Source organism: Rugamonas sp., assembly GCF_025354735.1.
GTDB lineage: Bacteria > Pseudomonadota > Gammaproteobacteria > Burkholderiales > Burkholderiaceae_D > Rugamonas.
In genome coordinates this window covers 1-6,827 of record NZ_JANXMI010000120.1, presented here as the reverse complement: position 1 = coordinate 6,827, position 6,827 = coordinate 1, and the positions used below count along the sequence as shown (strand labels likewise).

The window sequence follows — 6,827 nt, the reverse complement described above, 5'->3', positions numbered from 1 at the left end:
CCCCTTCATCGCCAATGTAGCGCCACGGTTAAACGCCTCACACAGTGCGCGGGCGCCCTGCTGCATGATGGCCGCATCGGCACCGAGTACCCGAGAAAATTCAACCAACACTGCAAAGGAGTCCTCCCATGCGACATACAGCGCGACACTCAGCACTACTCATGGCATTCGCCATCGCCAGCGGCGCCGCCCTGGCCGGCGCCCAGGCCGGCAGCGACGCGGCATCCGGCACGGCGGCGGCATCGACCGGCGCATCGACCACCAACACGCGTTTGAACACGCGCGACAAGAACAACACGGCCGACACGCCGCAAGCCCAGTCCAACAGCAAGGCCGACCGCGACCTGCTGGCCGCCGTGCGGCGCACCGTGGTGAAGGACAAGTCGCTGTCTACGCTGGCGCACAACGTCAAGATTATGGTCGCCAACGGCGCCGTGACGCTGCGCGGCCCAGTCCACGACGACGCCGAAAAAAGCAAGATAGAAACGCTGGCCAAACAGGTCAACGGCGTCGCCAGCGTCGAGAACGATCTCGACATCAAGACCAATTAATTTCCACGGTTTTTAATACCACCCCCAAAAGGAGCTTCTCATGAACCACGCCGTCTATTGCATCGCCGTCGACCATCCCCACGCCGAAACCATCGTCGGCCGCCTGAAGGATGCCGGCTTCGCCAGCAACGCCATTTCCGTGCTGTTCCCGGACAAGGGCGGCACCCGCGATTTCGCCCACGAACAAAACACCAAGCTGCCTGAAGGCGCGGCCACCGGCGGCGTCGCCGGCATGGGCACCGGCGCCATCCTCGGCTGGCTGGCCGGCATCGGCACCCTGGCCATCCCCGGCGTCGGCCCCTTCATCGCGGCCGGCCCCATCCTCGCGGCGCTGGGCGGCGCGGCCGTCGGCGGCGCGGCCGGCGGCGTGATCGGCGGCCTGATCGGCATGGGCATCCCGGAATACGAAGCCAAGCTGTACGACGGCAAGGTCCGCAGCGGCAACGTCCTCATTTCCGTCCACGCGCAAAACGGCGACCAGGTGTCGAGCGCGAAGAAAATCTTCGAGGATGCCAAGGCCGATAACATCCACTCGACGTCGGAAGCGCACGCTCCGGGCTGATGCCGGGTTGCGATAAGCAGACAAAAAAACGCCCGCGCATCGCTGCGCGGGCGTTGACCGTTAACGATTAACGGTCATGTCGGCTAACGCGCCGTCACCGTCACCGGAATGACGATCTGTGCGCTGCCGCCCAGCGAGTCCTTCAGCGTCACCTTCAACTGATAACTGCCGGCGACCGGGCTATTCCACGTCGACACGATATTCATGCCACTGCCCATGAACATCATGCCCATCGGCGCGCCGGCGATCGTAATCGCAATCGAACTGGCGCCCGGGTCCGCGATGCTGATCAAGCCCGTCAGCAACTTGCCCGCCACGCCCGTCATCGGCGCGCCCGTGAGGACCGGACCGCCGGCGCTGATCTGCACCGTGTATTTGGCCTGGCCGCTCAAGCCGGTCTTGCCATCCTTGGCCACGACCGTCACCGCGTAGCTGCCGGCCACCGGATTGGCCCAGCCGACCACGCCGGCGCCGGAAATCGTCATGCCGGCCGGCGCGCCGCTCAACGTGTAGGTCACAGGATTGCTGTCGACCACCGATACCGAGAACGACAGCGCCACGCCGGCGCGGCCACTGACGGTCTGCGCCGTCAGCACCGGCGCCGACAGCGGCGCGATGACGATGGTGTACACGCCGCTGCCCTTCAAGCCATTCTTGCTGTCGGTGGCCGTCACCGTCACGGCATAAGTGCCCGCCACCGGCGTCGGCCACGCCACCGCGCCGGCGCTGTTGATGGTCATGCCGGCGGGCGCGCCGGCCAGCGCATAGCCGACCGCGTTGGCCGACGAGCTCGACACCGTGAACGACAACGCCGTCCCGACCATCCCGCCGATATTGGCCGAGGCCACCACCGGCGCCGTCGCGACGGTGACGCCCGACAGCGTCGCCAGCAGGCCGGCCGCGTTCGGCGTGCCCAGGCCGGTCACCTGGTCATAACCGGTCTTGGCGCTGCACGCGGCGCAAGTGCCATCGCTACCCTTGAGGATGTCGGCGAAGTTGCTGGCATAGCTGCCGGGCACCGTCGCGATTTGTCCGTACAGCACCGCGTGCGGCGCGCCGAGCACGGCCTTGCCGCCCTGAAGCCGCAGCGCGTTGGCGATGGCGATCACGCCTGCCCACTGCGGCGTGGCCAGGCTGGTGCCGCCCACGCTGACCCAGCCGGCCGCCGTGGCGCCCTGCGCCATCACGGCCACATACTGGCCGGACGCCGGGTCGGCGTTGAAGGCGACGTCGGCCACGGTGCGGTGCGCGGCGTTGCCCAGGCCGGGCACGGCATTGCTTTGATAGGCCGGCGTCGGCGTGTACTGGCTGACGCCGCCGCCGGTGCCGGACCACGCCGTTTCCGTGCGCGTGCCCCCGGCGTTGTAGCTGAGCGTGGTGCCGCCCACCGCCAGCACGTGCGCGGACACAGCCGGCCACGACACGCCGGCGCCGGAGTCGCCGGTGGCCGCGAGGTAAGTCATGTTCGCTTGCGAGAAAGTCGCTTCCGACGCCGTCGTGCCGCTGCTTTCCGCGCCGCCGAAACTCATCGACACGATGCCCGGCCCCATCGCGTTGGCCAGCTTGACGCCGCTGAGCAGCGTGTTGTAGCTGGCGTCCGCCACTTCGATCAGCACGATGCGCGCCAGCGGCGCCGTGGCGTGGGCCCACTGCACGTCGAGCGCGATCTCGGTGGCCCAGCCGGCATCGTAGGCCGGCCGCGTGGCCGTCATGGCGCCGCTGGCCGTGCTGTAGACCACCGACAATTCGCAGGCGCTGGCCGAAGCGGCCGCCAGCGGCAGGCCGGCGTTGCTGGCGACGGCCTTGGCGGCGCATGTCGGCAAGCCGAATTTCTGATTGAACGCCGTTAATTCGGCGGCCACGTTCGGGTCATCCTGGGCGTCGACGATATAAATGGTCTGGCCCGCGCCCAACTGCGCCGCTTGCGCAGCGCTCAAGGTGGCGCCAAGGGCCGGCAACGTCGGCAAGCCATAGGCGGCGCGGATCTGCGCCGGCGTGTAAGTCGCCACCACGCCGCTGCTGGCCAGCGGCGCCGCCGCCGTGCCGACGTCCGGCGCCAGGCCGCGCATCGCTTCCATGCGGCGCGAGTGCATCGCTTGCAAAGTGAGGCGGCGGGTCGACAGATTGCGCATCTCGGCCGGTATCGCCTGCAAATGCGCCGCGCGATAGGAGGAGACGTCACCGGCGTCATCGGCCGGCGTGTCGAGCAGTACGGGCGCGACGTGGAACGACGGCAGCGCCTGTTGCTGCGCGGTGCCGTCCGGCAAGCTGCCCGTGTCGAGTTCCACGGTGGTGACACCGGTGGCCAACGGCGCCGCCTCCAGTACCCGGGCGCTGTTGCCATTGCTGTCGCCGCTGTCGCCGCCCCCGCCGCAGGCGCTGAGCAGCGCCGCCACGCACAGCAGCAAGGCCGGCGCCGCGACCGCTTTCGGGCGGGAGGACGATGGGCCGGGTCGGGTCGATTTGCGAGGGGTCATCATCGTCTTCCTTCAAGTATGGGGTAGCGGGCAACAGGAATTTATGTATCCACACGGCAATTTTCGCACATATTTTAAGCAGCGCCTATACCAATCGCGCCACACACAGGTGCCTCCTCCCAATTCCAATAAATTGAATATGGTGCCAAAGCGCTTGATCGCCGGCTTGCCGGACGGCATACTCCACGCTCCGCCCCTCCTTGAATCGCCCATGCCCGCCATCGAACCGACGCCAGCGCTGCCCGACATCCTCGGTCACGGATTAAAAGTAGTTTTTTGCGGCATCAACCCCGGCGTCGATGCCGCTGCGGCCGGCCACCATTTCCTCGGCCGCGGCAACCGCTTCTGGCCGGTGCTGCATCTGGCCGGCTTCACGCCGCGGCAGCTCGCGCCGCAGGAAGACGGCATGGCCCTCGATTTTGGACTGGGGCTGACGGCGGCCGTGGCGCGCGCCACCCATCGCGCGGACCAGGTTCAGACGGACGAGTTCGCGCAAGCGGCGGCGGAGTTGACGGCAAAGATAGCGCTCTACCAGCCGCAGTGCATCGCCTTCCTCGGGAAAGCGGCGTATGCCGGGATGACGGGAAAGCGCGAGCTGGCATGGGGCGAACAGCCGCAGCGCTTCGCGGGCGCGCGCGTGTGGCTGCTGCCCAATCCGAGCGGATTGAATCGCGGCTTCAGCAAGGAAATGCTGGTGCAAGCCTATGCGGCCCTGCACCGCGCTTTGTTATAAAAGTCTGGCCATCGCCAGATAAGCGGTGAGCGGTGAGCGGCGCGGAGGCCAAGCGCGACAGAGATAAAAAAGCCCTTGAATCATCAAGGGCTTTTTAGAAATACGACGGTGACAGCCGAACAAGCCTCTACAACCCGCATAAATGCTAGACTCATTAAAATTATTTATAAATCATGCCCCCAAACATGCCCCCAAAAAAGTTTTCTTAGGTCATTTTGGCCCCTAAATCGGTTCAGGTTTCCATCCCGATCCTACCCCGCTTGACTCAATTGCCTGATATACAAGGATGCCGACCAGCCGCGAAGCCTTCACCTCTTTACCATACAACCCCCTAAGGAAAATTCGTGGGGTAGAACGAGACCGGGGCGCGCAATGCCCGTGCGTTAAAAACGGCCAGGAGGGACCCGTTCGATTCCAGCAGCGAGCTTTGGCCGTCGCGCCATCGTCAGCCACTGCGGACCTGATAAAAGGAAGGAAGTAGGTACACCACGGAGCTAGAGAGAGAACGCGGCGCGCAATCCCCGCGTGTTAAGAACGACAAGGAGGGACCCACAACACTTCAGCCCTACCCAACTGCCATTTATGCCCCCCTAGTGATTTTTTATCACTAGAGAAAATCCGGGGTCATGGCACCCGCGTATCCCCAAGCCCAGAAAGGACCCGGAGATTGTTTCCGACGCATAGGCGACCGCCAACGCCGTCCATGCCTCAGCACCAGCCACAACGCAGCCAAGCGATCAGGACAGGTCACCACGCCTGCCCCCCCCCCCGGCACAAGCCAATCGGTCCGACTCGCCACCGATGGCATAGCCAGCCTCCAAACCACCACTTTATTTTCCGGTACACCGGTACAACTGTTAAATACATCTGTAACTCATTGTTTTAAATAACAAAAGTTGTACCGGAAAATGCACTTTTAAAAACCGGTACGAACCGGTACAACCGGTACAACTCAGTATCAAAATAACAAAACATCGTTAAAACCCGCATGAATAGCCAAAATTGATAATATTGAATGTTTCCTCAATTGTTAAATATGGTTCATATAACAATGCAAATCGACCGTTTATGCCCCAAATAGGCTGACTTTCACGGTTTGACTCTTGGCATTAGGATAACTGAAGCCCATTTTCGCGCAAACGAGTCCTCCCCGCACCCCAAACAGCCCGGCTGCGGCGATTCGCTAGCGCTGGAAAGCATGAAAGTAGTGATGGTTCTCCCGATACCGGCACGCTCTTGCGGCCGAGAAGTCGCTCTATCCTGATGATTGGCGTCGGGCTGCTGCCGGTTTGCCGTATATCGTTAACAGCGCCAGCACCAGAGGTTGACGCCCGATTCTAAGCGGCCGCCCCCAGCCTTGATGCCTTACAAATGGCAATAGAGCGTCCAACCGCGCTTTGACTCAAATGTCTATCCATCACCAATGTGTCCAAGACATGTGAGAATTTGCGTATTTTCCAGATTGGCAACATGCTATCCTTAGCGACATCGGCCGAGTTCGGCCAACAGCGGAAGTTCAGAAAATTATTGTGATTAAACGCATTTTGGAATTTGAGCATGGATAGTCGCTGGTATATATCCGCTGAAACCTGTCGTCGCGACTTTGATCTGTGCACATTCAAATCTGAACTCATAGCGGAATGCAGAGGTAATGATGATATTGCATGGGCTGCGTTCTTTCACCTGAGACAAGACAGTCTGGAGTGGCTTCATCGCCAGGTTCCTGCGTTGGACCAACAAGTTCCTTTTCAACTCATAGCTGCTGGCCAAGCGGATCGGGTGCGTGACTGCCTTTGGTGCATGCCATGTTAATGGGGCTCATTTCGGCCAAAACCGGACCGTGAGATAGATTCAATGTGTAAGCTAATTTCTTTATCAGTGGCTATTCTGCTTGGGCTGCCCATGCAAGTGGTGGCTCAAAGCGTGAATCATCAAGAGGTCGCTCGCTTTCTCAAGGATGGGGAGCGCGCTATAGCTCAAAGCAGATTTGACGATGCTATCGATAGATGTCGAGCAGGATTGGATAAGCTCGGTAGCGCATACGTTCGTGCTGAGGTCATTGATGACACCGGCCTGAAGTTAGTCGCTGCTGATCTATTACGGCGCGAAGGAAAGATTGAAAATGCGTCTTCAATGTATTGTCGAATGCTGGCCGTGCGACTAGAGCAATTTATTGGAAAATAGCCCTGCATCCCTCGTCGGCAGAAATCGGCCAGAACCAGTCATTGCACTAACCTAGGAAACCGAATGCGTATCATTGGATGGTCAGAAAAATGCGACGAAGATGGTGCAATTCTTCCTGTGACTATCGTTGACGTTGATTTTCACGGCACTCCAGAAGAACTGCGTGCGATTGGTGAATTTTTGTTGGAAGCGGCCGTCAAACTCGACATCGCGCAAGCTAGGAATTTGCCATTGCATGTGGGTATCGACTTGGGAAATTCAAACCCATACGCTGAAGTTGGCATATCAGTTAATGCGGTTCGGCATGTTGATGAATAGGG

6 protein-coding genes are annotated in these 6,827 nt (G+C 61.1%); 5 read left to right on the top strand and 1 reads right to left on the bottom strand.

What is annotated here, in order from left to right:
* Positions 1–161 precede the first annotated feature (161 nt).
* Together Q0S71_RS10090 and Q0S71_RS10085 are read left to right on the top strand one after the other, a co-directional pair.
* A complete protein-coding gene (locus Q0S71_RS10090; protein WP_295994432.1) occupies positions 162–551 on the top strand; it encodes a BON domain-containing protein in 390 nt (129 codons plus the stop codon).
* Between the two features lie 40 nt (positions 552–591).
* Complete coding sequence (locus Q0S71_RS10085) at positions 592–1,113, top strand: hypothetical protein (RefSeq protein ID WP_295994429.1); 522 nt, start codon at positions 592–594, stop codon at positions 1,111–1,113.
* An 83-nt stretch (positions 1,114–1,196) separates the two neighbouring features.
* On the opposite strand, the gene Q0S71_RS10080 is transcribed toward Q0S71_RS10085, so the two are convergent.
* Positions 1,197–3,590, bottom strand: a complete 2,394-nt coding sequence (locus Q0S71_RS10080; protein WP_295994427.1) for a S53 family peptidase — start codon at positions 3,588–3,590, stop codon at positions 1,197–1,199.
* A 211-nt stretch (positions 3,591–3,801) separates the two neighbouring features.
* On the opposite strand from Q0S71_RS10080, the gene mug reads away from it, so the two are divergent.
* The 3 genes from mug to Q0S71_RS10065 all read left to right on the top strand — a co-directional run bounded on the left by mug (position 3,802) and on the right by Q0S71_RS10065 (position 6,825).
* Positions 3,802–4,323 carry a G/U mismatch-specific DNA glycosylase gene (gene mug / locus Q0S71_RS10075; RefSeq protein ID WP_295994425.1) on the top strand — a complete coding sequence of 174 codons (522 nt, stop codon included), beginning with the start codon at positions 3,802–3,804 and terminating at the stop codon, positions 4,321–4,323.
* A gap of 1,902 nt (positions 4,324–6,225) precedes the next feature.
* Positions 6,226–6,507, top strand: coding sequence for a hypothetical protein (locus Q0S71_RS10070; RefSeq protein ID WP_295994423.1), 282 nt, complete (start codon positions 6,226–6,228; stop codon positions 6,505–6,507).
* A gap of 63 nt (positions 6,508–6,570) precedes the next feature.
* A complete protein-coding gene (locus Q0S71_RS10065) occupies positions 6,571–6,825 on the top strand; it encodes a hypothetical protein (RefSeq protein ID WP_295994422.1) in 255 nt (84 codons plus the stop codon).
* The last annotated feature ends 2 nt before the right edge of the window (positions 6,826–6,827 follow it).

What these genes read in the sequence shown, in the direction of transcription:
- Q0S71_RS10085 (WP_295994429.1), top strand. Translation starts at nt 592, where the DNA reads ATGAACCACGCCGTCTATTGCATCGCCGTCGACCATCCCCACGCCGAA.
- Q0S71_RS10080 (WP_295994427.1), bottom strand. Translation starts at nt 3,590, where the DNA reads ATGACCCCTCGCAAATCGACCCGACCCGGCCCATCGTCCTCCCGCCCG.
- mug (WP_295994425.1), top strand. Translation starts at nt 3,802, where the DNA reads ATGCCCGCCATCGAACCGACGCCAGCGCTGCCCGACATCCTCGGTCAC.
- Q0S71_RS10065 (WP_295994422.1), top strand. Translation starts at nt 6,571, where the DNA reads ATGCGTATCATTGGATGGTCAGAAAAATGCGACGAAGATGGTGCAATT.
- Q0S71_RS10090 (WP_295994432.1), top strand. Translation starts at nt 162, where the DNA reads ATGGCATTCGCCATCGCCAGCGGCGCCGCCCTGGCCGGCGCCCAGGCC.
- Q0S71_RS10070 (WP_295994423.1), top strand. Translation starts at nt 6,226, where the DNA reads ATGCAAGTGGTGGCTCAAAGCGTGAATCATCAAGAGGTCGCTCGCTTT.